20 protein-coding genes and 1 pseudogene are annotated in these 19,089 nt (G+C 67.6%); 11 read left to right on the top strand and 10 right to left on the bottom strand.

The features are described from left to right. Positions 1 to 431: 431 nt before the first annotated feature. Both ACIRRA_RS16230 and ACIRRA_RS16225 read right to left on the bottom strand, forming a co-directional pair. Positions 432 to 1,847, bottom strand: a complete 1,416-nt coding sequence (locus ACIRRA_RS16230; RefSeq protein ID WP_402768028.1) for an NlpC/P60 family protein — start codon at positions 1,845 to 1,847, stop codon at positions 432 to 434. 309 nt (positions 1,848 to 2,156) lie between these two features. After that, a complete protein-coding gene (locus ACIRRA_RS16225; RefSeq protein ID WP_402768026.1) occupies positions 2,157 to 2,699 on the bottom strand; it encodes a DUF6676 family protein in 543 nt (180 codons plus the stop codon). Between the two features lie 249 nt (positions 2,700 to 2,948). Here ACIRRA_RS16225 and acnA point away from each other — a divergent pair, with 249 nt between their 5' ends. Then, positions 2,949 to 5,741: an aconitate hydratase AcnA gene (gene acnA, locus ACIRRA_RS16220; RefSeq protein WP_402768024.1), complete on the top strand. Its 2,793-nt coding sequence runs from the start codon at positions 2,949 to 2,951 to the stop codon at positions 5,739 to 5,741. A gap of 202 nt (positions 5,742 to 5,943) precedes the next feature. Beyond that, the gene (locus ACIRRA_RS16215; protein WP_402768023.1) at positions 5,944 to 6,510 is read left to right on the top strand and encodes a TetR/AcrR family transcriptional regulator; all 567 of its coding nucleotides are present in this window, start codon (positions 5,944 to 5,946) and stop codon (positions 6,508 to 6,510) included. Positions 6,511 to 6,553: 43 nt separating this feature from the next. On the opposite strand, the gene ACIRRA_RS16210 is transcribed toward ACIRRA_RS16215, so the two are convergent. Continuing rightward, complete coding sequence (locus ACIRRA_RS16210; protein WP_402768022.1) at positions 6,554 to 6,877, bottom strand: hypothetical protein; 324 nt, start codon at positions 6,875 to 6,877, stop codon at positions 6,554 to 6,556. An 86-nt stretch (positions 6,878 to 6,963) separates the two neighbouring features. Between ACIRRA_RS16210 and ACIRRA_RS16205 the strand changes: the two genes are divergently transcribed. Beyond that, positions 6,964 to 7,542 carry a TetR family transcriptional regulator gene (locus ACIRRA_RS16205; RefSeq protein ID WP_402768021.1) on the top strand — a complete coding sequence of 193 codons (579 nt, stop codon included), beginning with the start codon at positions 6,964 to 6,966 and terminating at the stop codon, positions 7,540 to 7,542. Between the two features lie 36 nt (positions 7,543 to 7,578). Here ACIRRA_RS16205 and ACIRRA_RS16200 read toward each other — a convergent pair. Next, positions 7,579 to 7,746: pseudogene (locus tag ACIRRA_RS16200) on the bottom strand (SfnB family sulfur acquisition oxidoreductase); the annotation flags it as partial. Positions 7,747 to 7,826: 80 nt separating this feature from the next. After that, a complete protein-coding gene (locus ACIRRA_RS16195; protein ID WP_402768019.1) occupies positions 7,827 to 8,333 on the bottom strand; it encodes a MarR family winged helix-turn-helix transcriptional regulator in 507 nt (168 codons plus the stop codon). Positions 8,334 to 8,404: 71 nt separating this feature from the next. Here ACIRRA_RS16195 and ACIRRA_RS16190 point away from each other — a divergent pair, with 71 nt between their 5' ends. The 4 genes from ACIRRA_RS16190 (at position 8,405) to ACIRRA_RS16175 (ending at position 11,288) form a co-directional block, all read left to right on the top strand. Beyond that, positions 8,405 to 8,902, top strand: a complete 498-nt coding sequence (locus ACIRRA_RS16190; protein WP_402768017.1) for a cupin domain-containing protein — start codon at positions 8,405 to 8,407, stop codon at positions 8,900 to 8,902. Between the two features lie 341 nt (positions 8,903 to 9,243). Continuing rightward, positions 9,244 to 9,660 (top strand): acyl-CoA thioesterase, encoded by a 417-nt coding sequence (locus ACIRRA_RS16185; protein ID WP_402768015.1) that lies wholly within the window; start codon positions 9,244 to 9,246, stop codon positions 9,658 to 9,660. Between the two features lie 192 nt (positions 9,661 to 9,852). Then, on the top strand, positions 9,853 to 10,317 hold the full coding sequence (locus ACIRRA_RS16180) for a hypothetical protein (RefSeq protein ID WP_402768013.1): 465 nt from the start codon (positions 9,853 to 9,855) through the stop codon (positions 10,315 to 10,317). A gap of 11 nt (positions 10,318 to 10,328) precedes the next feature. After that, positions 10,329 to 11,288 (top strand): hypothetical protein, encoded by a 960-nt coding sequence (locus ACIRRA_RS16175; RefSeq protein WP_402768012.1) that lies wholly within the window; start codon positions 10,329 to 10,331, stop codon positions 11,286 to 11,288. A 156-nt stretch (positions 11,289 to 11,444) separates the two neighbouring features. Here ACIRRA_RS16175 and ACIRRA_RS16170 read toward each other — a convergent pair whose 3' ends face one another. Both ACIRRA_RS16170 and ACIRRA_RS16165 read right to left on the bottom strand, forming a co-directional pair. Then, positions 11,445 to 11,690, bottom strand: a complete 246-nt coding sequence (locus ACIRRA_RS16170) for a helix-turn-helix domain-containing protein (RefSeq protein ID WP_033087059.1) — start codon at positions 11,688 to 11,690, stop codon at positions 11,445 to 11,447. A 130-nt stretch (positions 11,691 to 11,820) separates the two neighbouring features. Next, the gene (locus tag ACIRRA_RS16165; protein ID WP_402768009.1) at positions 11,821 to 13,452 is read right to left on the bottom strand and encodes an ABC-F family ATP-binding cassette domain-containing protein; all 1,632 of its coding nucleotides are present in this window, start codon (positions 13,450 to 13,452) and stop codon (positions 11,821 to 11,823) included. 464 nt (positions 13,453 to 13,916) lie between these two features. Between ACIRRA_RS16165 and ACIRRA_RS16160 the strand changes: the two genes are divergently transcribed. Together ACIRRA_RS16160 and ACIRRA_RS16155 are read left to right on the top strand one after the other, a co-directional pair. Further along, the gene (locus ACIRRA_RS16160; RefSeq protein WP_402768008.1) at positions 13,917 to 14,153 is read left to right on the top strand and encodes a DUF732 domain-containing protein; all 237 of its coding nucleotides are present in this window, start codon (positions 13,917 to 13,919) and stop codon (positions 14,151 to 14,153) included. A gap of 238 nt (positions 14,154 to 14,391) precedes the next feature. Further along, positions 14,392 to 15,018: a hypothetical protein gene (locus ACIRRA_RS16155; RefSeq protein WP_402768006.1), complete on the top strand. Its 627-nt coding sequence runs from the start codon at positions 14,392 to 14,394 to the stop codon at positions 15,016 to 15,018. A 225-nt stretch (positions 15,019 to 15,243) separates the two neighbouring features. Here the strand turns inward: ACIRRA_RS16155 and ACIRRA_RS16150 are convergent, their stop codons facing one another. Next, on the bottom strand, positions 15,244 to 16,548 hold the full coding sequence (locus ACIRRA_RS16150) for a carotenoid oxygenase family protein (protein WP_402768004.1): 1,305 nt from the start codon (positions 16,546 to 16,548) through the stop codon (positions 15,244 to 15,246). Between the two features lie 119 nt (positions 16,549 to 16,667). Here ACIRRA_RS16150 and ACIRRA_RS16145 point away from each other — a divergent pair, with 119 nt between their 5' ends. Then, a complete protein-coding gene (locus ACIRRA_RS16145; protein ID WP_402768003.1) occupies positions 16,668 to 17,192 on the top strand; it encodes a PadR family transcriptional regulator in 525 nt (174 codons plus the stop codon). 10 nt (positions 17,193 to 17,202) lie between these two features. Here ACIRRA_RS16145 and ACIRRA_RS16140 read toward each other — a convergent pair whose 3' ends face one another. Further along, positions 17,203 to 18,228 (bottom strand): alpha/beta hydrolase, encoded by a 1,026-nt coding sequence (locus ACIRRA_RS16140; protein ID WP_402768001.1) that lies wholly within the window; start codon positions 18,226 to 18,228, stop codon positions 17,203 to 17,205. Positions 18,229 to 18,275: 47 nt separating this feature from the next. On the opposite strand from ACIRRA_RS16140, the gene ACIRRA_RS16135 reads away from it, so the two are divergent. Continuing rightward, complete coding sequence (locus ACIRRA_RS16135; protein WP_402767999.1) at positions 18,276 to 18,497, top strand: hypothetical protein; 222 nt, start codon at positions 18,276 to 18,278, stop codon at positions 18,495 to 18,497. Between the two features lie 51 nt (positions 18,498 to 18,548). On the opposite strand, the gene ACIRRA_RS16130 is transcribed toward ACIRRA_RS16135, so the two are convergent. Then, positions 18,549 to 18,956 (bottom strand): hypothetical protein, encoded by a 408-nt coding sequence (locus tag ACIRRA_RS16130; RefSeq protein WP_402767997.1) that lies wholly within the window; start codon positions 18,954 to 18,956, stop codon positions 18,549 to 18,551. Positions 18,957 to 19,089: the final 133 nt, after the last annotated feature.

Here is a 19,089-nt window from a genome sequence, read left to right as displayed (position 1 = left end):
ACTTGCGGCTCAAAGATTTTCACTCCCTACCGCCGTCAAAGGTATACAGGCCGACGGCTACCGGAAGCTGGAAATCGACACGGAGCTGCGAACAGGATTTTGTAGGATTCCTCCAAGGGACATCCCACAGGCGCCCGCCACGTCGAGCCGGTGATCGCGTACTACCGCAGGACCGCGATCGGCGGCTGAAGGGCTGATAGCCCGAGCAACGCGCAGTCGACCCACCCGAGCCTCTGCTACCGATCCGAAAGCGCTACAGCCTGGCCGCACCGAGCCACCCGCTCCAACGAGGCGACAGACAGCCACGACACCGCTTCTCATAAGCCGTTCGCAACCGCACAGATGGCGAACTCCAGCCGAGAAGGGCGAACTCAGCCGTGAGAACCTACAACAGCGCTGCTGCTGCTACTCCTCGTCGTCGTCATCGTCGGTCAGGAGACGATGCGGACCGCGTAGGGCATGATGCCGTCTTCGCGGACGGCGGCGATGCGGACGACCTCGCCGGATTGGGGGGCCTCGATCATTTTGTTGTTGCCGAGGTAGAGGGCTACGTGCTCGCTGCCGCCGGGGCCCCAGAAGAGCATGTCGCCGCGGGCGCGCTCGGCGACGGGAACCCTTGTGCCCATGGTGTATTGGTAGCCGGAGTAGTGGGGTAGGGAGACGCCGATGCCGGCGAAGGCGTAGATCATCAGGCCGGAGCAGTCGAAGCCGGTCTTGTTGTAGTCGCCGTAGCTGTCGGCGGTGCCGCCGTCGCGGATACCGAGGGTGGGGCCGTCCTCGTCGCCGCCGCCCCAGGCGTAGGCGACGCCCAGCTGGGACATGGCACGGTCGACGACGGTCTCGATGAGCTGAGAGTTGGAGCCTGGAGGCCGGCTGGGCTGGATGGAGCGCTTCGGTGGCGGTGAGGTGTCCTGCACGATGTGCGGGCGATGGCCCTTGCCGACCTGACTGGCGCGATCGGCGGCGGCGCGGTCGGCGGCGACACGGGCGGCGGCGGCCGCGGCGGCGGCGCGGGCCGCGGCCTCCTCGGCCTTGCGCTGCTGATCCCAGGCGAGGAAGGTATCGCGCTGGCTCTGCAGGCCCGCCACATTGGCTCGGGCCGCGTCCAGCCGCTGCTGGGCCGAATCACGCTGCCCGACAAGGTCGTTGCGGCGGATGTTCTGCTGGTCGAGTTCGGCCTGGGCGGCCGTGACCGCGTTCTGGGCTTCGGCCTTCTTGGCGTCGGCGGCGGCCGCGGCGGCGTCGGCGGCCTGCTGGGCCTGTTTGGCGGCGGAGGTCTTGTTGGCCTGGTCGACCTGGGCGTGGCGCAGGCTGTCGACCACCTGCTGCTGGTTCTTGGAGGCGATGGTCAGCACCTGCGCGCGGTTGAGCGCGATCTCGGGGCTGGGCGCTGCCAGATAGTTGACCAGCGAGGTGGAGCCGGGACGCATGTAGACCTGGGCGACGTACCTGTCGAAATTCCCGTGCGCGGTATCGACTTTCGCGCCGGCGTCGGCCAGGTCCTGCTGGCACTGGGTGACGGCGCGGGCGGCGGTGTCGGCGTCGTCGCGGGCCATCTGCAGATCCACCAGTGCCTTGTTGACGGCCTCGCGGCGACCGGCGACCGCGTCGTCGAGTTGCTGCAGCTGCTGTTGGGCGGCGGCCACCTGGTTGATGAGGGCGCCGACCTCGCCGACGCCCGCGTCGACCTGGGCGCCCGCGGAATCGAGGTCACTGTCGCTGGGGTTGGGGGGCGGCGGTGGTACCGCCTGCCCGCTGGCCATGGGCAATGCCAGCACGATGAGCGCTACGAGCAACTCCGTAGCGACCCGCGCCGAGCGTCCTAGTCGCTTCGCCGGTCGTCGCATCGCACCTCCCAGGAGTCCCATCCGGCACAATGTCCCCAACCGTGCCATCGCGAAACCGTACGGCACGTCAAGGATCCCGCCGCTCAGGCACGCCACAATCACATGCATGTAATTCGCTGGTAGCCAATAAGTTGCAGGTAAGCCCCACAATCACCATGCGTCACAGCACACGACACTCGATACGTTTTCGGCGTGTCGCCGACGAGCCGGACCTTCCGCTACGCCGGACCACCGCATCCAGGCATGAAAAAAGGGGCCCGGGACGCACCCGAACCCCGAACGGAGACACAGCCTCCCAGCGCGAACGCGCTACCCGACGGGCGCCGGCGCACCCGCCGCACGCTGCCCGCGCCGCACCTTCACCGCGTACAACCCGCCGATCGTCGCGATCAGCACACCCAGGATGACCAGCGTGATCACCGTCCACGAAACCGTCTCCGGCTGCTCGAGCCGATCCACGAAGACTCGCGCGGCCTCGGTGGTGTGGTCGGGGCCGCGGTACTTGGCCTTGTCCTCGGCCCACTCCAGGTGCCCGCGGGTGAACTGGTCGCTGTAGGTGCCCACCCAGTCGTCACTGAAGACCACCACGGTGCCGTGCTCGATCTTGCCGACCTCGGTGGCCAGATCGCGCAGGTCCGCCTCGATCCCCGGATTGCCCTGCACCACAATGATGTCGAGCTGAATGCCGTGCTCACGCGCATCGGCGGCGATAGCGGCGAGGGCCTCCTGGTCGCGTTCGGTGGGGGCGGCGACATGATCATCGGCGAGATCGGCGATGATGGCATTCAGGTCGGTGTTCGGCGGTAGTTCCGCCTTCGAGGGCGTGAAAACCGAGGAGTGCGGAGCGGTCACGAAACGCAGGGTACGGGACGGCTTGTCATATCACCTCACCGCGCCACGCGAATCACCTCACCGATCGCGCGAATTCACCTCTCGCGCTGGGCGGAATCCCGGGCCCGACGGCCCGATAACCCGCCCCCCGATGTGCTCACAGGACAAGCGTACTGTTAATGTCGGAAAACGGACGAGGCCCGCGCCTCGACGAGCCATCGGCACAGCCCCGCCGGTGGCCCTCCCATTCACAGACGAGTGGAGCTGAACGTGACGAGTATCGATACCTTCGGCGCCAAGGGCACCCTCGAGGTCGGAAGCAACTCGTATGAGATCTTCCGTCTCTCGGCCGTGCCCGGCACCGAGAAGCTGCCCTACGCCCTGAAGGTCCTCGCGGAGAACCTCCTTCGCACCGAGGACGGCGCGAACATCACCGCCGACCACATCCGCGCCATCGCCAACTGGGATCCGTCGGCCGAGCCCGACACCGAGATCCAGTTCACGCCCGCCCGCGTGATCATGCAGGACTTCACCGGTGTCCCCTGTGTGGTCGACCTGGCCACCATGCGTGAGGCCGTCACCGCCCTCGGCGGCGACCCGAACAAGGTCAACCCGCTCTCCCCCGCCGATATGGTCATCGACCACTCGGTCATCCTCGACGTGTTCGGCCGCGCCGACGCCCTCGAGCGCAACGTCGATCTCGAGTACGAGCGCAACTCCGAGCGCTACCAGTTCCTGCGCTGGGGCCAGGGCGCCTTCGACGACTTCCGCGTCGTCCCGCCGGGCATGGGCATCGTGCACCAGGTCAACATCGAGTACCTGGCCCCCACCGTCATGGTCCGCAACGGCCAGGCCTACCCCGACACCTGCGTCGGCACCGACTCGCACACCACCATGGTCAACGGCCTGGGCGTGCTGGGCTGGGGCGTCGGCGGTATCGAGGCCGAGGCCGCCATGCTGGGCCAGCCGGTCTCCATGCTGATCCCGCGGGTCGTCGGCTTCAAGCTGACCGGTGAGATCAAGCCGGGCGTGACCGCCACCGACGTCGTGCTCACCGTCACCGACATGCTGCGCAAGCACGGTGTGGTCGGCAAGTTCGTCGAGTTCTACGGTGCCGGTGTGGCCGAGGTGCCGCTGGCCAACCGCGCCACCCTGGGCAACATGAGCCCCGAATTCGGCTCCACCGCCGCGATCTTCCCGATCGACGAGGAGACCATCAACTACCTGCGCCTGACCGGCCGCACCGACGAGCAGCTCGCGCTCGTCGAGGCGTACGCCAAGGAGCAGGGCATGTGGCACGACGCCGCCAACGAGCCCGCGTACTCGGAGTACCTGGAGCTGGACCTGGGCACCGTGGTGCCGTCCATCGCCGGCCCGAAGCGCCCGCAGGACCGGATCCTGTTGTCGGAGAGCAAGACCGCCTTCCGCAAGGACATCCGCAGCTACACCAACGACCCGGTTCCGCACACCGCGCTGGACGAGGCTCTCGAGGAGTCCTTCCCGGCCAGCGATCCGGTCGCCTCCGGCACCGCCACCGACGAGACCGCTGTCCCGAACGCCGCCAACGGCAATGCCGGGCGTCCGTCCAAGCCGGTCAAGGTCTCGGATCCGGAGCGCGGTGAGTTCGTGCTGGATCACGGCGCCGTCGTGGTCGCGGGCATCACCTCCTGCACCAACACCTCGAACCCGTCGGTCATGATCGGTGCCGCGCTGCTGGCCCGCAACGCCGTCGAGAAGGGCCTCGCGTCCAAGCCGTGGGTCAAGACCAACATGGCTCCGGGCTCGCAGGTCGTCGCCGACTACTACGAGAAGGCCGGCCTGTGGCCGTACCTGGAGAAGCTGGGCTTCTACGTGGGTGGCTTCGGCTGCACCACCTGCATCGGTAACACCGGCCCGCTGCCGGAGCAGATCTCGGCCGCGATCAACGACAACGACCTCTCGGTCACCGCCGTGCTGTCGGGTAACCGCAACTTCGAGGGTCGTATCTCCCCCGACGTGAAGATGAACTACCTCGCCTCCCCGCCGCTGGTCATCGCGTACGCGCTCGCGGGCACCATGGACTTCGACTTCGAGACCGACGCCCTGGGCAAGGACAACGAGGGCAACGACGTCTTCCTGAAGGACATCTGGCCGTCCCCGCAGGAGATCGACGACACCATCAAGTCGGCGATCAACAAGGAGATGTTCACCAAGTCCTACGCGACCGTCTTCAAGGGCGACGAGCGCTGGCAGGGGCTGAACACCCCCGAGGGCGACACCTTCGCGTGGGACGACAAGTCGACCTACGTCCGCAAGGCGCCGTACTTCGACGGCATGGAGATGGAGCCGGCCCCGGTCGAGGACATCAAGGGCGCGCGTGTGCTGGCGCTGCTGGGCGACTCGGTCACCACCGACCACATCTCCCCCGCCGGTCCGATCAAGCCGGGCACCCCGGCCGCGCAGTACCTCGACGCCAATGGCGTTGCGCGCAAGGACTACAACTCGCTGGGCTCGCGTCGTGGTAACCACGAGGTGATGATCCGCGGCACCTTCGCCAACATCCGGCTGCGCAACCAGCTGCTGGACGACGTCTCGGGTGGCTACACCCGCGACTTCACCCAGGACGGCGGCCCGCAGGCCTTCATCTACGACGCCTCGCAGAACTACCAGGCCGCGGGCATCCCGCTGGTCGTGCTGGGCGGCAAGGAGTACGGCTCGGGTTCCTCGCGTGACTGGGCCGCCAAGGGCACCCGCCTGCTGGGCGTCAAGGCCGTCATCACCGAGTCGTTCGAGCGCATCCACCGCTCGAACCTGATCGGCATGGGCGTTGTGCCGCTGCAGTTCCCGGTCGGCGAGTCCGCCGCGTCGCTGGGCCTGGACGGCACCGAGGTCTTCGACATCGAGGGCATCACCAAGCTGAACGAGGGTGTGACTCCGAAGACCATGAAGGTGACCGCCACCAAGGAGAACGGCGAGAAGGTCGTCTTCGACGCGGTCGTCCGCATCGACACCCCCGGTGAGGCGGACTACTACCGCAACGGCGGCATCCTGCAGTACGTGCTGCGCAACATGATTCGCGGCTAGTCACCGCGATACCGTCTCGGTTTCGAAGGGCTGTTTCGGAGCCGAGACGTGGTGGCAGGCGGTGGATCTCGCGATTTTCGCAGGTCCGCCGCCCGCCGCGCGGCCCGCTCCCGGGCCGCTTCGCTCGTCGCTCGTGCGGGTTCTCCGAATTGGTCGCAAGATCGACTAAGGAGAACCCGCACAATACGTTTCGGAGGAGCCAGTGCCCAAGGTCAGTGACGACCACCTCGCCGCCCGGCGCAGCCAGATTCTCGACGGAGCCCGCCGCTGCTTCGCCGAGTTCGGCTACGAGGGCGCCACCGTGCGTCGACTGGAGGAAGCGACCAGTCTGTCGCGGGGCGCGATCTTCCACCACTTCCGCGACAAGGACGCCCTGTTCCTGGCCCTGGCCCAGGAGGACGCCGGCCGCATGGCCGAGGTCGCGGCCAATCAGGGTCTGATCCAGGTCATGCGCGATATGCTCGCCCGCCCAGAAGATTTCGACTGGCTGGGCACCCGCCTGGAGATCGCCCGCCGCCTGCGCAACGACCCCGAATTCCGGGCCAACTGGGAAGAACGCTCCGAAGAGCTCACCGCCGCCACCGTCGCCCGCCTCGAACGCCGCAAGGCCGCCGGCGCCCTGCGCGACGATGTCCCCACCGAAGTCCTCCTCGGCTACCTGGACCTGGTCCTCGACGGCCTCATCGCCCGCATCGCCTCCGGCCACGCCAACGACAACCTCGAAGCCGTCCTTGACCTGGTGGAAGCCTCGGTTCGCCGCAGGCAGTGACGAACCCGTCGATCGCCGGGCGCTGCGGTCATCCCTCGGTGGGTTACGCCGCGACCTGCCGGGGCGGATTGGGCAGGCCCAGTACTTCATTCAGGCGATAGGCACCACCGCGGCCGTGGAAGACGGCCATGACGAGCGCTCCGGCGCAGATGCCGACGGCGTCCGGCCAGGGGTGTGCGAGCAGGTCCGCCGCATAGATCAGCAGGCCGGTGAGGATGAGTCCGAGCCAGCCTGCGAGGGCGTTCCGCAGGGGCGAGTTGCCCAGGATATTCGGAAACTCTTCGCCGACAAGGCCTTTGATGAAGTGCGGGAGGGCATTCGCGCCCATGACTCCGACGAGAGCGGACAGCAGAACCGTGTACCACATGGGGCACCTCTCCAGTTTCAGTCAACAACGGTAGACCGAAACTACGCTCGCGGGGAGGACCGAGTCAACATCCGTAGACTGAACAAATGGATCCCGCCACCACTCGCGCACAGCAACGTCGGAATACCGAGGACCGGATCCTGGCGGCCGCGGCGCGGCTGTTCGCCGAATCGGGCTACGACCGCACCACTATTCGCGCCGTGGCGGCCGAGGCGGAAACCGATCCCGCGCTGGTGATGAGGTACTTCGGGTCGAAGGAGAATTTGTTCGCACAGGTCGCGGTGGTGGGGAACGCGGAGGCGATCGCGGGAACGCCCGAGCAGGCCGCCGAACTGCTGCTGAATGCACTCGCGGCCAAGCTCACCGAGGAACCGGTGAACGCGCTGGCGGCGATTCGGTCCATGCTCACCCATCCGGACGCCACCGGCGAGGTGCGTGCGGCCATGGCCGCGCAACAGCGCCAGGCCGCCGGGCACCTCGCCGCGGACGAGGCCGAGTTGCGCGCCGGGCTGCTCGGCGCGCTCACCGTCGGCGTGGTGATCGGGCGCCATCTGTTGCACCTGGATGGGCTGAGTGACTCACCGCCGGAACGGATTACCGCACTGCTGCGCGCCGCGTTCCACGACATCGCCCACGGCCGCGCCCAGCCCGACCCCCTCGCCTGACCGGTCGCTCCGGGGCGCGTCCGGAACCCCGCCCGGTCAGATCACGCCGTGCAGCGGTGGCGCCGTATCGTGCAGGAGCGCTCGGCCGAGGTGCTGATACTTCCATCGCACCGGATCGCGCAGGGTGTGGGTCCGGGCATTGCGCCGGAAATGGTGGAGGTTGAGTTCGGCTGCGGCGCTCCGGGTTCCGCCGACCTCCAACACCCGACGCAGGTCGGCCGCCGAATGGGTGCGCGCCGCTACCCATTCGCGGGCGTCGCGCTCGGCCAGCATCGGCGCCCGGGTCAGCCCGCGCGTTCGAGCTCGGCCAGCAGGCGCCGGGTGATGTGATCGAGGTGTGCGCGCTCCTGCGCGGAAAGCACGGAGAGGATCCGGGTTTCGTTCTCGAAATGCTCGGTGACGACGATGTCGATGAGGTGCAGGCCGCGATCGGTGAGCGCGACCTTGATCGCGCGCCGGTCGCCCGGGTCGGCGATCCGCCGGACCAGTCCCGCCTTCTCGAGCCGGTCCAGGCGGCCGGTCATCCCGGCTCGCGACATCATGAGGGTGTCCGCGAGGCCGGAGGGGTTGAGCTCGTAGGGCTCGCCCGAACGTCGCAGTGTCGCAAGCACATCGAACTCGCCACGCTGCAATCCGTGTGCCGTGAACACGGATTCGATCCGATCGGCCGCGACCACCGCGAGCCGGCCCAGCCGCCCGATGATTGCCATGGCCTCGCCGTCCAGATCCGGCCGCTCCCGCCGCCACTGCTCCTCGATCACGTCCACGGCGTCGGTCTTCTTCTCACCCATGGACAGCACTCTATTCGATGCCATATAGTTCGGTAGCGAATTATCTCCCACCGAATCATATGGAGTTCGACATGACCACCACTTCCCGCCCCGCCGCCATCCGCCAGCCGCAGGACGCCGAGATCATCGGCGGCGAGCCCGTCTCGGTGCGGCTGCTCATCGACTCCAATGAGGCGGGCGGGTCGGTGAGCACCGTCGAGATCACCATGACCCGCGGCGCCGACGGGGCGATGCCGCACTACCACACCCTGTCCGACGAGCTGTTCTACGTGGCCGACGGTGAACTCCAGGTCCTGGCCGGGGACAAGGTCGTCACCGTCGGCCCGGGCGGCGCGATCGTCGTCCCCAAGTTCATGCCGCACGCCTTCGGCGCGGCCCCCGACAGCCCGGCCCGCATCCTCATCGCCCTCATGCCCGGCGTCGAACGCCACGGCTACTTCCGCTTCCTGGAGCGGCTCGCGCACGGCGAGGCCACCCCGGCCGATATCGAAGCCGCCCAGCAGGAGTACGACAACCACTTCATCGACGCACCGCAGTGGTGGGCCGAGCGCAACGCCAACCGCGCTTGATCCGCGCTCACGCTCGCAGACCCTCGATACCGTGAAACCCGCACTGCCGCCGGGGAATCCGCCGAACCGAACCGGTGATCGCGCGATTCCCGCGGCGGGCTGCGCGGCATACCGGCTACACCGGTCGATTCCCGTCGCACCGCCACGATCCCGAGCTCGCATTCCGGGCCACCATGACCGATCCGCCCGTCAGCACCGGCACCGACGGTGGGACGGCAACCTGCCGCTATACGCGAGAGCACCGTCCTGATTCCCCAGTAGCCCGGTGGTCGCCGGCGGGGTGTGCCACAGACCACAGGAAACGCGGAATGATCATTGCCGCGTGCCGGGTTGGCAGGTGCATGACATTCTCCGTCCCCATCACCGTCCGCGGGTACGAGCTCGATATCAATGGGCACCTGAATCAGGCCGTTTATCTGCAGTACGCCGAGCACGCGCGCTGGGAGCTGCTGCGGGCGGGCGGGCTGCCGGGCGAGAAGATGGTGGCCGCGGGGATCGGGCCGGTGGTGCTGGAACAGACGGTCAAGTACCTGCGCGAACTGCATCTTGGCGACGAGGTCGCGGTGAGCTGCGAATTCGAATGGACCGGCGGCAAGATCTTCCGGATGCGCCAGCAGATCGTGAAACTCGACGGCACGGTGTCGGCGGAGATCGATGTCGTCTCCGGCATTCTCGATCTCGCCGCCCGCAAACTGATTGCGGATCCCGGCGCGACCCTGCGGGCGGTGGCAGACTCGCCGGACATCCTCGGTCTCTGATCGGGCGCCGCCCACACCGGCCGGTCGCGGTTTTTCAGCGAAAATCTTTCGGCGGGAGCAGTTTCCGAAACCCCGCCGGAGTTTGCCGGAGTAGCTGAAATCTTTCGTTGCGGACCGAATTCGGTACCTCGCGGGATATGATTCAGATCACGCTCGGCCCCGCAGCAAATCCCGAGCAGATCGGAGTTCAGCATGACCGGCGCCCTGCACCGAACGGTATCGGCGATCCTCGCCAGCACCTCGCCACCGCTACCCGGCTATCTCGTCGCAGCCACCGAGCGAAGTATCAGCGTGCGGGTCGGCGACGGCACCACCTGGACCTTCCATCGGGCCGATGTCCTCGACATCACCCGGTGGGATGCCGCGACAGCGCAGGGCAGCTGTGAGGGTCGCCCAGTGCTGGTGCGCGTACGGTCCGGCGCCACTGCCGATTTCACGCAGCGCCGTCGTGTCGAGGTCACCGATCGTCCCCTCACCCTGTCGCCGGACCACAGTCCCGCGCGGGGCGACGACGAACTGCGCGAGCTCACCGAAATCTGGGCCCGCGGACTGGATCTCACGACTCATCCCGGTGCCGGCGGGGCCACCATGACCTGCTGCCAGACCCGGTCTCACCTCGGCAGCGACGACGGCATCGCCTGCGACAGCCTGGACTGACGGAAGCGCGCATGGCCGCCCGCACCATGGGATCGGTGCTCATCGTCACCGAGGCCGAGGACCTCCACGGCGACGCCCTCGCCGCCACCCTGCGCAAACACCACGGGCACAACCCGATTCGCCTCGATATGCGTGACTTCCCGCGCGAGAACGGCACTTTCCGGCTCGGCGGGGACGGCTCCTACCGCAGCCTGTCGCACATCTTCGGGCTCGACGATGTCACCTCGGTATGGTGGCGCCGGCCCCACCCCTGCGCTGTACCGGCCGGTCTGTCCGAGGAGGACGACACCTACCGCCGCGCCGAATGCGACGGATTCCTCCAGGGACTGCTTTGGTCGATCCCGGCCCTGTGGGTCAACGACCCCGGGGCCGACCGCACCGCGAGCCGCAAGGTCGTGCAGCTGGAGACGGCCTACCGCGCCGGCTTCGCGGTCCCGGAGACCCTCGTCACCAATGATCCCGACGAGGCGCGCGCCTTCATCGAATCCCGGCCCGGGCCAGTGGTTTACAAGCGCACCGGCACCGGGCGCGGCGCGTTCACCGAGACCCGGCTGTTCGCCCCGGCGGATTTCGACCGGCTGGCCACGATCCGCAACTCCCCCACCATCTTTCAGGACTACATCCAGGCCGAGAGCGATCTGCGCATCGTCTGGGTGGACGGTATCGAGTGGGTGGTGCGCATCGACTCGCAATCCGGTGTGGGACGGGTGGATTCGCGCCTGGACACGTCGGTGGCCTTCACCGCCGATCGCCTGCCCGCCTCGGTGAGCAAATCGCTCACCACGCTCATGGGCGCGCTGGGACTGGCCTTCGGCGTGCTCGACCTGCGGGTGGGTCTCGACGGCGAGTTCTACTTCCTGGAGGTGAACCCCCAGGGGCAGTTCGCCTATCTCGAAATCAAGACCGGTCTGCCGATTTTCCAGAGCCTCGCAAACCTACTGGTCCTCGGCGACGGAACCGTGATCCGCTAGCGGCCGCGCGCCATCGCGAATCGTCGAACATCGCACCGTATCGCCCGAATTCGCACGGTATCGCCCGAATTCGCCGCAGGCCGTCCGAAATCGCAAGTCGTCGACCGGCTTTCGCCGGTCGAGAACCCGCAATCCACTCCCGGAAAGGGAAAGACGCTACTTGCCGGCCTTGGCGGCCTTGCGGCGGTTCGCACCGCCCCGGCTGCGGAGTTGCACATGCGACTCCACGAGCACGTTGTGGATGAAGCCGTACGACCGCCCGGTCTCCCGGGCCAGGGACCGGATGCTGGCTCCGGCCTCGTACTGCTTCTTCAACTGGGATTGCAGGCGATCGCGGGATTTCCCGGTGACGCGCGTGCCTTTACCCAATACGGCTTTACCCTGTGCGGGCCTGTCACTCATGGCTTCCTCCGAGTCGCCGTGGGCGCCTCATTCCAGGTTAGAGACTCGGATGCCTGTGATCAACGAAACGCTGTGATGTGAGTCACCGACTTTCGCCGACCACGCGTTTTTCCGTGCGGGAGGCGCATTCTCACGCCAGCTGGATCAGTTCCAGGTAGTCCTGCGACCAGTGATCCTCGGTGCCGTCGGGGAGCATGATGACCCGCTCGGGGTTGAGCGCCTCGGCCGCACCCGGGTCGTGGGTCACCAGCACGACCGCGCCCGCGTAACTGCGCAGCGCGTCGAGGACCTGTTCACGCGAGACGGGGTCCAGGTTGTTCGTAGGTTCGTCCAGCAGAAGGACATTCGCGGCCGAGGAGACCAGGCCGGCCAGTGCCAGACGGGTCTTCTCACCACCGGACAGGGTGCCGGCGGGCTGCTCGAGCTGCGGGCCGGAGAACATGAACGCGCCGAGCAGACCGCGCAGATCCTGTTCACCCGCATCGGGTGCGGCATGGCGGATGTTCTCCCAGACCGTGGCCTGATCGTCCAGAGTGTCGTGCTCCTGGGCAAAATATCCGACCTTCAAGCCGCGTCCGGGCTCGATCTGCCCGGCGGTCAGGGTCTCCACCCCGGCCAGCAGCCGGAGCATGGTGGTCTTGCCCGCACCGTTGAGGCCGAGGATCACCACCCGGCTGCCACGGTCGATGGCCAGGTTCACGCCGGTGAAGATCTCCAGAGACCCGTAGAGCTTGGTCAGGTTCGTGGCCATCAGTGGCGTCTTGCCACAGGGCGCCGGTTCGGGGAACTTGATGCGCGCCACCTTGTCGGCCACCCGGATCTCGTCGGCCTCGGCGAGCATGCGCTCGGCGCGCTTGACCATCTGGTGTGCCGCAGCGGCTTTGGTGGCCTTCGCGCCGAGCTTGGCGGCCTGCTGCTTGAGCGCGGACGCCTTCTTCTCGGCATTCGCGCGCTCACGGACACGCCGCTGCTCGTCGGTGGCGCGGGCGTCGAGGTACTTCTTCCAGCCCATGTTGTAGATGTCGGCCTCGCCGCGCACGGCGTCGAGGAACCACACCTTGTTGACCACGTCGCCGAGCAACTCGACATCGTGGGAGATGACGATCAGGCCCCCGTCGTGGTTCTGCAGGAAGCTGCGCAGCCAGGTGATGGAGTCGGCGTCGAGGTGGTTGGTGGGCTCGTCCAGCAGCAGCGTGGTGTCGGACTTGCCGCCGCTGCCGTCGGAGGCGCTGAACAGGATGCGCGCCAACTCGATTCGGCGGCGCTGACCACCGGAGAGGGTGCGCAGCTGCTGGTTCAGCACCCGGTCGGGCAGGCCCAGGCTGTGGCAGATGCGGGCGGCCTCGCTCTCGGCCACGTAGCCGCCGAGGGCGGAGAAGCGCTCCTCGAGCCGGCCGTACTTGCGGATGGCCTTCTCGCGTTCGGCGTCGTCGGCGACCTCGGCCATGAGCGCCTGCTGCTTCTCCATATCGCGCAGCAGGGCGTCGAGCCCGCGCGCCGACAGCACGCGATCCTTGGCGAGCACATCGAGGTTGCCCTCGCGCGGATCCTGCGGCAAATAGCCGATTTCGCCAGAACGGATGACCTTGCCCGCGTAGGGTTCACCCTCACCGGCGAGAATGCGCAGGGTGGTGGTCTTCCCGGCACCATTGCGCCCCACCAGCCCGATCCGATCCCCGGCCTGCACCCGCAGTGCCGACCCCGGCGCCGTCAGCAGGGTGCGGACTCCGGCCCGGACCTCCAGGTCGGTCGCGGTGATCACAAGCGTCTCCTCAGGTACAGCGCGTGCTGGTAGTTAACTGGACGAGTGTGCGCCATCGCGGCACACAAGAACCACCGATTTTACCGGGGCCAGCTGCCTGGGACCGAATCGAGCACATCTCTCGCTACCGGAGGCCGGGCACCGGGTAACGGCGGTCACACTTCTGACGGCCCGCCACGCCCGAAACCGGTGATCAGGAGTGCGGTCGGATATGGGTCCGGCCCGGGAGCCGGTCGGCGCGTGCCGGGCAATCCCGACGGGTGCCGCTGGCGAGGCACATCGCCGGCCGGACACCGCCGCCACCCATGTCGAACACCGGACCACGGCAACCGGTGACAGGCACCGGTCCCGCCCCGTTCGGACAGCCCACGCCCTCGACGTGGTATCCGCACACCGGGCGACCGCCTGGCCCGATACCACCGCCCGGGCCCACACCGCCCCGGTCGCAGTCGAATCCCCCGAATGTGAAGGCCGACGTGAATCTCCAGGCAGGTTTCGAATCAACCGCCGCCGTTTACTCACTGGCGACCGGTGTCTGCACCGACCTGAACAATGGCGCGAACAAGGCCGACGAGGACAATGATCTTTATCAGCAAGCGCTGGACAAATCCACGACCTCGGGCATTCACCTCTCGCACGACGATGCGGCCAAATTGGTCGGCCTGGCAATACAGGACGTCTGCCCGACGGCAGCAAAATAATTCGGACACACCGGCCGGTTTCTTGAATGCTGCGATCTCAGTAGCTGCTTGCACAGCTCGGTCAGCGGCGGGCAGCTGTCACACGCGACACCGACCGCGGTGCCCGAGAGCGCGAACCGGGCCGCGTCCGTGGTCAGGAGACCGATCCCGGCACCGGCGATTCCGGCTTACATGTTGACATTTCACGTTGATTTGTCACACACTCGCCAGGCTCAACGGTGACGAGGAGGGTTCGGCGATGACCGATCACGCGCGGGCCGCGCTCGAGCTGTTGCGTGACAGCAGCCAGTTCAAGTGGTACGTGATTCCGCTGCTGCTGGTCGTCATCTACGTCTACGCGACCGAGGTCGAACGACGGAATTGGAATGTGCTGTTCGCGGGGCTGGCCCTGTGGGGCATGGACTGGTTCAACGAGATCTGGAACTCGCTGGTCTTCCACGCCACCGGGCGGGCGCCGGTGTGGGGCGCGAGCGGGCCCACGGCGTATCAGATCCTCATCGGCCTCAATATCGAGATCTGCTTCATGTTCGCCATCATGGGTGTGGCCGCGGCGAAGATGCTGCCGCCCAAGGAGGTTCGCATCCTGAGCCTGCCCAACCGGCCGGTCCTCATCGCGGCGAACTCTGCGGCCGCGGTCGGCGTGGAGGTGCTGCTGAACAAGGCGGGTGTGCTGACCTGGGATTGGTCCTGGTGGCACGCGGGCTTCCCGTATCTCATCTGGCTGTTCGGATACGTGCCGTTCTTCGTCGCCTGCTTCTACGTCCACGACCTGAAGACGGTGCGGGCGAAAGCCATTGCCGTGGGTGCGATTCTGGGGATCGACGTACTCGCCCTGATCGTCTTCGGCTCGCTCGGATGGTTGTGATGCTCGAACCCGCAGTGCGGCGAGGCGTGCTCGCCGCACTGCGATGACGCTGCGGATCATGGGTAGATCCAGAAAGCGTGTGGGAAGCCACGATCGATGGCGGTCGCCTCGTGCGGCCGGGCCGGCTGGGCCGGATCGAGTTCGACGGTGAGCGCCCGAGGTTGTCCTCCAGCGGGCCGGGCCGGCAACCGGCAGGGGGCGGTGGCTCGACTGCTCCCGCGCGTCTCAGTGGTCGGGCAGCCAGTTGCCGTGGAAGCCGTACGGGATGCGGCGGGGCAGGTGGATGGCGGCGACCGGTGAGGCCGCCGGGTCGGTGGCGTCGAGGATGACGAGATCGCTGCGATCCTCGGCGGAGTCGTAGACGTAGGTCATGAGATAGCCTGCGCCGCCCGGGGTTTCGTCGGCGGGGGCGAAGGAGGCCTCGGCGGGGAGGCGGCCGGGGCCGAAGGTGTGGGCGGTGCTCGAGCCGGTGTGGAGGTCGTAGCGCAGCAGCGCGCCGGTGCCGCCGTCGGAGACCGACACGTGGCCGTGGCGGGCATTCAGGCCCGCGAGGCGATCGTCGATGCGCGGGAACTCGGCGACGCGGTCGTCGAGTTGCTCCTCGCGGACCGCCCCGGTGGCGAGATCGATGGTCCAGCGCCACAGTGTCGCGCCCTCGTCGAAGTCGCGGGATTCGGTGCGCCACATGCTCGGATAGCGCATGGCGTGCAGCACGATCCGGCCGTCTTCCTCGTGCGCGTTGAGGGTGTGGAAGATGTAGCAGGGTTCGATGGCGAACCAGCGCACCTCACCGTGCGGGTCGTCGCGGCGCAGCACGCCGAGGCGCGCCTGGTAGTCGTCGTTCCAACGGAACGGCATGCCGGTACCGGCCATGGCGGTCGGCAGGTCGAAAACCACCGGCAGATCCATGAATACGACGTGGTTCGCGGTGAGCGCGAAGTCGTGGTGCATGGTCGCGGCCGGGACGTCGATCCCGCGGCTGACGTCGAGCGTGCCGGCCGCGTCGGCGCGATGATAGGTCAGGTAGGGCTCGGAGAAGTCGTGGCCGAAGAAGTGCAGCTCCCCCGTGACCGGGCAGGTCTTCGGGTGCGCGGTCATGGCGGTGGTGAGCTTGCCGTCGAAATCGTGCGGTCCCAGAGTGTCCAGATCGCAGGTCAATTCGTAGGGAAACGAGGATTCCACGAGCGCGAACGTGCGTCCGGCGTGCCGGATGACGTGCGTATTCGCCACGCCCGCAGTGAAATCCCGCCGGCCCTGCGCGTCCATGCCCCGGACCCCGTCGGTGAAGGTGCTGGTGCGCACCCACCGATTGCGATAGGACACCGCGCGCCCGCCTTCGATCCGCACGCCGTGCACCATGCCGTCACCGAGGAACCAGTGTTTGGAGGCCGCCGCGTGCGGGTTGGGCCCGTTGCGCAGGTACCAGCCGGTGAGTTCCTCGGGAATCGTTCCGGTGCAGGGTAGGTCGTGGGTGGTGAGCTCGTCGGCGACGGGTGCGTAGTTGCCGGTGAGGTGGGGAGGTGTGGTCATGTTCGATACCTGCCTGCCAGAGGAGCGGAGCTCCTCGATGCCGCGACATTCCAGTTCTGACATGTCCAAGCCTGAGCCTCCATGCTCGACATGTCAATACTGGAATGTAAGATGTGTGCATGAGTCTCCGGTACGCCCTGCTCGGGCTGCTGTCCGACGGTCCCGCCAGCGGCTACGACCTGCTGCGGACCTTCAAGCACTCGCTGGCCAATGTCTGGCCCGCGACGCAGAGCCAGATCTATACCGAGCTCACCAAACTCGCCGACACCGGATTCATCGCCGTCAGCGACGAAGGACCGCGCGGCCGCAAGGAATACACCATCACCGACCCCGGGCTGGACGACCTGCGCAGCTGGCTCACGACCACCCAGCCGAAACAAGTGACACGCAATGACATGCTGTTGCGCGTGTTCTTCCTCGGCATCCTGTCGCCCGAGCAGGCCCGCGCCTATCTGGCGGGCATCGCGGAACGCGCCGAACACGCCCACGCCGAACTGGGCAAACTCGAGCAGAACATCGACTGGACCGACAGTAATCTGTCACATTACGGCCACCTCGCGCTGGAATACGGCGCCCGGGCCACCGCCATGAACCGGGACTGGGCCCGATGGGCGCTGGAACAGCTACCGCCGGAACAGGATTGACCGGCCTGCGCTACACACCGAGCCCGTGGGCCAGCACCGGCCAGGAGGCGGGCAGCTCGTCGTCCCAGTAACCCCAGGAGTGGGTGCCGTAGGGGTGCAGTTCCACCGTCGCCGGGATTCCCAGGTCCGCGAGCCGGCCGGCCATGGCGTGCGTGCACTGGTCGACGGCGGCCTCGAGGATGCCGCCCACCAGGATCTGGTTCGCGAGACTGTCTCCGGCACCGGCGAAGTGGCGGTCGCCGGCCTTGTCGTGCGGCCCGGGCATGCCATTGCCGCTGGACAGGTACAGGTCGAGCCCGCGCAGTGCCTCGGCGTGCAGGTAGGGGTCGTTGGCCGCCCACATCGGGTCACCGGGCGGGCCGTACATATTGCCGGCGTCGCCGCCGCCGAACCCGACCGTGATCCGGACATACATCTCTCCCACCGGATCGGCGATCCGCGCGCAGCCGCTGAAGGCCGCCACCGACCGGTACAGGCCCGGTTTGGCGATCGGCAGCTGCAGGACCGACGTCCCCGACATCGATACTCCGACAAGGCCGTTCACGCCATTCGTGCCCAGCGCGGCATCGATGAGCGGGGGCAGCTCCTCGGTGAGATAGGTCGTCCACTTCATGACGCCCAGCCGCGGGTCCGGCTGCAGCCAGTCCGCGTAATAGGAGGCCGCGCCGCCGATGGGCTGCACGACATTGACGTCCTTGTCGGCCAGGAAGTCGAAGGCATTGGTGCGGCGATCCCACGAGGCCGCGCCCTTGCCGCCGCTGCCGCCGCTGAGCATGTAGAGCACCGGGCGGGGCGCGGACCGGTCGGCGGGCAGCTGCACCTCCACCGGAAAGTCGAGGTTCATGGCGGCGGAGTGCACGGTGATTTCGAGGTGCCGGTCGTCGACGTGCCGGGTGCCGACAATGGCCGAACCGTCCGGTGCCGCCGGCGCGGTCCCCGGGTCGGCCGGCGTCATCACATCCGGTTGGGCGCGCGCCGCCGGATCGAAGGGCGTCGAGGACAGCGCGACGAGCCCCGCCGCAGCCATTACTGCCATGCTGCACATAATCGAGCAATATCGCACGTCCGGGTCCTGGTTCTCGCGTGCCGCCCGCGCACACGACCGGGCGACTGTTCTGCTCCGACGGCGACGGCCGTCTGTTCTGCTCCGACGGCGATGGCCGTCTGTTCTGCTCCGACGGCGATGGCCGTCTGTTCTGCTCCGACGGCGATGGCCGTCTGTTCTGCTCCGACGGCGATGGCCGTCCGCGGCCCGACGGGATGCTCGTCGGGCGCGCGGCGGCGAGTCTGGCAGCCGCTTTCTAACGGCAGGTTTCCGAATGCTGTCGGGCAGAAAACAGCTTGCGCACCGAAGGCTCAGCTGAGAGTGAGCAACCTCGCGGTCCCGGAGACGACGGTCTGGCTCTGATCGACCAGCGCGACCCGGACCTGCACGGGGGCACCCGATACCAGCGGCGCCTCCCCCGCCACCGCGGTGAGCGCGATGGTCGCGGCGCGCTGGGAGCCGTCGCAGGTGAACGAGTCCTGCGCGCCGGTGGCGGCCGGCCGGTCCGCGTTCGGATCGCCGACCATGGCCAGGATGCCGACGACGCCCGCGGACGCCTCGCAGGTGTAATCGATGTCGATCGACGATGCTCCCGCCGATTCGACCGTGATGGAGTTGGCGGCCAGCGCGGGCGCCGCGGCGAGCAGCACCCCCGCGCCCAGGGCCGCGACGACAGCGGCGGTGACGGTCGAGCGGTGCTGTTTCCGGAGAATGACCATGTTGTTCGTTCCTCCTGTGTGACGGATCTGGATCGCTGAACACACGTGGAAAGACGCAGGGCCAGTATCGCGCCTGAGCTCCATCGTCCAACCCCCGGCCCCCGGCCGGCGGGAGAACCGCATCGCGCGACAA

The organism is Nocardia sp. NPDC101769, assembly GCF_044766925.1.
In the GTDB taxonomy this organism is placed as follows: Bacteria; Actinomycetota; Actinomycetes; order Mycobacteriales; family Mycobacteriaceae; genus Nocardia.
Note: the sequence above shows the minus strand (reverse complement) of the source record. Positions and strands in the feature narration are given on the sequence as shown.

Bases quoted from the DNA above. Each gene is read 5' to 3' on its own strand.
- ACIRRA_RS16230 (WP_402768028.1), bottom strand. From the start codon at position 1,847: ATGCGACGACCGGCGAAGCGACTAGGACGCTCGGCGCGGGTCGCTACG.
- ACIRRA_RS16210 (WP_402768022.1), bottom strand. From the start codon at position 6,877: ATGTGGTACACGGTTCTGCTGTCCGCTCTCGTCGGAGTCATGGGCGCG.
- ACIRRA_RS16205 (WP_402768021.1), top strand. From the start codon at position 6,964: ATGGATCCCGCCACCACTCGCGCACAGCAACGTCGGAATACCGAGGAC.
- ACIRRA_RS16195 (WP_402768019.1), bottom strand. From the start codon at position 8,333: ATGGGTGAGAAGAAGACCGACGCCGTGGACGTGATCGAGGAGCAGTGG.
- ACIRRA_RS16190 (WP_402768017.1), top strand. From the start codon at position 8,405: ATGACCACCACTTCCCGCCCCGCCGCCATCCGCCAGCCGCAGGACGCC.
- ACIRRA_RS16185 (WP_402768015.1), top strand. From the start codon at position 9,244: ATGACATTCTCCGTCCCCATCACCGTCCGCGGGTACGAGCTCGATATC.
- ACIRRA_RS16180 (WP_402768013.1), top strand. From the start codon at position 9,853: ATGACCGGCGCCCTGCACCGAACGGTATCGGCGATCCTCGCCAGCACC.
- ACIRRA_RS16175 (WP_402768012.1), top strand. From the start codon at position 10,329: ATGGCCGCCCGCACCATGGGATCGGTGCTCATCGTCACCGAGGCCGAG.
- ACIRRA_RS16170 (WP_033087059.1), bottom strand. From the start codon at position 11,690: ATGAGTGACAGGCCCGCACAGGGTAAAGCCGTATTGGGTAAAGGCACG.
- ACIRRA_RS16155 (WP_402768006.1), top strand. From the start codon at position 14,392: ATGACCGATCACGCGCGGGCCGCGCTCGAGCTGTTGCGTGACAGCAGC.
- ACIRRA_RS16150 (WP_402768004.1), bottom strand. From the start codon at position 16,548: ATGACCACACCTCCCCACCTCACCGGCAACTACGCACCCGTCGCCGAC.
- ACIRRA_RS16145 (WP_402768003.1), top strand. From the start codon at position 16,668: ATGAGTCTCCGGTACGCCCTGCTCGGGCTGCTGTCCGACGGTCCCGCC.
- ACIRRA_RS16140 (WP_402768001.1), bottom strand. From the start codon at position 18,228: ATGGCAGTAATGGCTGCGGCGGGGCTCGTCGCGCTGTCCTCGACGCCC.
- ACIRRA_RS16130 (WP_402767997.1), bottom strand. From the start codon at position 18,956: ATGGTCATTCTCCGGAAACAGCACCGCTCGACCGTCACCGCCGCTGTC.